The sequence below is a fragment of the Acidobacteriota bacterium genome (assembly GCA_034211275.1).
Classification (GTDB): domain Bacteria; phylum Acidobacteriota; class Thermoanaerobaculia; order Multivoradales; family JAHZIX01; genus JAGQSE01.
Map to the genome: position 1 here is coordinate 1 of JAXHTF010000326.1, position 3,358 is coordinate 3,358.

Consider the following 3,358-nt stretch of genomic DNA (forward strand, 5'->3'; position numbering starts at 1 on the left):
GGAGGATCCCTCGGCCTTGGATCTGCCCATCGGCCGCCCCATCGCCGGACAGCAGGTCTACGTGCTGAATGCCCTGGGCCAGCCCATGCCTGTGGGGGCGCCAGGAGAGCTGTTCATCGGCGGCACCGGGATCGCTCGAGGCTATCTGGGGCGTCCGAGCTTGACCGCGTCCCGCTTCGTGCCCGATGCCATGTCCCACCGGTCTGGGGCGCGGCTCTATCGCACCGGCGACCGGGCCCGCTGGCGGCAGGATGGCTCGTTGGAGTTCCTGGGCCGACTGGACGAGCAGGTCAAGATCCGCGGCTACCGGGTGGAGCCGGGAGAGGTGGAGTCAGCCCTGCTGACCCATCCGTCGGTTCGCGAATGCGTGGTGATTCCCAAGCCGGTGGGCGGCGACAGCAGTCCGACGGCGATGCGTCTGGTGGCCTTCATCGTGCTCGAGGAAGAGGCCCGCGAGCAGGGAGCGGAGCTGGATGTGGGGACCGTGCGTCATGCCCTGGCCCAGCGTCTGCCGGAGTACATGTTGCCGTCGACCTTCGACACCATCGATGCGATTCCTCTGACCCCCAACGGCAAGGTCGACCGCCGCAAGCTGGCGGAGCGCGAGGTGGGACTGGCGTCGCGAGGGGCCTACGAGCCACCGCGCAACGACATGGAGCGCCTGCTGGCGAAGGTCTGGCAGGAAGTGCTGAGCGTCGAGCAGGTGAGTATCAACGACGACTTCTTCGAGCTCGGCGGCGATTCTATCGTCAGCTTGAAGATCATCAGTCGTCTGCACCGGGAAGGGCTGCGGGTGACGCCGCGGCAGATCTTCGAGCACTCGACGGTGGCGGAGCTGGCGGCGGTGGCGGGCAGCGCCGTGGAGATCGATGCGGAGCAGGGGGCGGTGACCGGTGAGGTCCCCTTGCTGCCGATCCAGCGCTGGTTCCTGGAGTCGGGGCTGGAGAGCCTGCACCACACGACGTTGCCGGTCTTGCTGCAGCTCAAGAACCGCTGGAAAGTGGGTCCGCTGCAGCGTTCCCTGACCGAGCTGCTGACGTACCACGATGCGATGCGCATCAGTTTCCAGCAGGTCGAGGACGGCTGGCGCCAGATCAATCACGGTCCGGAGCTACAGCTGCCGTTCCAGGTGGTGGACCTGTCGAGACTGTCGGAAGACCACCGTGGACAGGCTCAGGAGTCGGTGGCGGCGAGACTGCAGGCGAGCTTCCGGGTGGACCGTCCGCCGCTGGTGCGCTTCGCGCTCTTCGACCATGGGATGACGGAGCGCCAGCGGCTGTTCCTGGTGGCCCATCACCTGATCATGGACAACGTCGCCTGGGAAGTGGTGGTGCGGGATCTGGCGGAGATCTACACGACCGTGGAGATGGGAGGCAAGCCGGACCTGCCGCCGAAGACGACGTCGTTCAAGCGTTGGGCAGAGCGCCTGGCGGAGTACGGCGCCAGCGAGGCGATGGCCGCGGAGGCCCCGTACTGGGCGGATCCGGCGCGTCGAGACGTGGCGCCGCTGCCGGTGGACTTCGAGGGCGGGATCAACGACGACCGCTCCGAGTCCGAGGTGCAGCGCGCGCTCAGCGCCGAGGTGACCCAGGCGCTGCTCCAGGAAGCTCCCAAGGCCTATCGCACGCGACTGGTGGAGGTGCTGCTGGGCTCCCTGACCGAGGCTTTCGGGGCCTGGACCGGCGAGCGCTTGTTGCTGGTGGACTTCGAAGGCCACGGCCGCGAGGATCTCTTCGACGATGTCGACCTGTCGCGCACCGCCGGCTGGTTCGCCAGCCTCTATCCGGTGTTGGTGGACCTGCGGGGTGTGGACGGCGAAGCGTCGGTGCTGAAGATGGCGAAGGAGCAGGTGCGGGCCATTCCGGGCAACGGTTTGGGCTACGGTCTGCTGAGAGACTACGGTCCGGAGCCGGTGCGCGAGCAGCTTGCCCACCATCGTCCCGCGGAGGTCCTGTTCACCCATCTGGGGCAGATGGATGCCGGGGGCGACGACGCCGAGGGCGGTGGCGACGAGGGGATGCCCTTCGAGCTGAGCACCGAGCCCGTCGGCTCCTCTTCCGGCGAGGATGCTCTGCGCACCCATCTGCTGGATATCGAGACGGTGGTCCAGGGCGGCCAGCTGGTCGCCAGCTTCCGCTTCAGCCGCAACCGCCACAAGGCCTCGACCTTGGAGGCGTTGGCGGATGCGTTCGTGCAGTCCCTGGAGCGTCTGGCGGAGCACTGCCGGTCGCCGGAGGCCGGGGGCTGGACACCGTCGGACTTCCCCCTGGCGAAGATCGAAGGGCCGGTGCTCGACCGGTTGGCCAGCGAGATCCCCGACCTGGAGGACCTCTACCCGCTGTCACCGCTCCAGCAGGGCATGATGTTCCACACCCTCCACGATCCGGAGGACGGCCCCTACATCGCCCAGTTCCAGAATGTCTTCCCCGGCGATCTGGACGTCGATAGCTTCGCCCGGGCTTGGGCGCGGGTGGCTCAGCGCAACCCGGTGCTGCGCACGTCATACCACTGGGACGACCTGGAGCAGCCGCTGCAAGCGGTGCACGCCGAGTCCGAGGTGCCGGTGGATGTCCGGGACTGGCGCGAGTTGTCGGCTCAGGAGCAGGCCGAAGCCTTGGGCGAGTATTTGTTCGAGGATCGGCGCCGGGGCTTCGAGTTCTCCTCCGCGCCGCTGCTGCGCTTCCTCCTGGTGCGCGAGACCGACGATCGGTACCGCACCGTCGGCACCTTGCACCAGAGTCTGTTCGATGGTTGGAGCCTGCCGGAGGTGATGGAAGAGTTCTCGACCATCTACCAGAGCATGACCCAGGCGCTGGATCCGGACCTGCCGGATCGGCGGCCCTACCGCGACTACATCGAGTGGCTCACCCGTCAGGACCAGCAGGCGGCCCAGGAGTATTGGCAGACCACCCTGGCGGGCTTCGCCGAGCCCACGCCGCTGGTCTACGACCGCCCCGCCGACGACAGCCTGCCGAGCATCCACGGGGAGCAGACCCATGTGCTGACGGCGGCCCTCACCGCCGAGCTGGACACCGTCGCTCGCAACCACCGGCTGACCCTCAACACCCTGGTCCAGGGCGCTTGGGCGCTGCTCTTGGCTCGCTACAGCCGAACCCGGGACGTGGTCTTCGGCGTCACCGTTTCCGGCCGGCCCCCGGCTTTGGAAGGGGTCGAGCAGATGATCGGCCTGTTCATCAACACCCTGCCGCTGCGGGTGCAGCTGGCACCGGACGCCGAGGTCGGTAGCTGGCTGCAGAAGTTGCAGGAGCAGCAGGCGGAGCTCGGCCAGTACGAATACTCCTCCCTGGCGGACGTCCAGCGGTGGAGCGACGTCGGCGGCGGCCGGGCCCTCTTCGAC

The 3,358-nt window shown here is 67.9% G+C and carries 1 protein-coding gene; it reads left to right on the plus strand.

The window, feature by feature from the left end; all coding sequences use genetic code 11:
• Positions 1-16: 16 nt before the first annotated feature.
• A partial coding sequence (locus tag SX243_25580) for a condensation domain-containing protein (GenBank protein MDY7096361.1) occupies positions 17-3,358 on the plus strand: 3,342 nt, incomplete at its 3' end.